General features: G+C 68.0%; 1 protein-coding gene. It reads right to left on the reverse strand.

The features are described from left to right. A partial coding sequence (locus tag M977_RS25615) for a DUF4198 domain-containing protein (RefSeq protein WP_167351126.1) occupies positions 1–344 on the reverse strand: 344 nt, incomplete at both ends.

The raw sequence follows: 344 nt of genomic DNA on the forward strand, positions 1-344 counted from the left end.
GTGCCGTCAGCCGGCACCGACGCCGGCGCCGATGCGGTACCCGCGGTGGCACCCGCCAGGTTCTGGGCCGGCGTATTCGTATAACTCACGGGCACATTCTGGCTGCTGCCGTTAAACACCACCGGAATGGACTGGTCACCCGGAGTGGTGGACGCCGGCAGGGTCAGCGTGGCCTTGCCGTTGCTGTCAGTGGTCACCGTCTGGTCGGTGCCGTTCACCTTCACGGTCACGGCGGTGTCTTTCAGGGGCTGACCGTCCGCACCGGTGATCGGTACGGTGGTGGTCGGGGTACTGGTGCCGTCAGCCGGCACGGACACCGGCGTCGATGCGGTGCCTGCCGTGGC

It is taken from the genome of Buttiauxella gaviniae ATCC 51604 (assembly GCF_001654835.1).
Classification (GTDB): Bacteria; Pseudomonadota; Gammaproteobacteria; order Enterobacterales; family Enterobacteriaceae; genus Buttiauxella; species Buttiauxella gaviniae.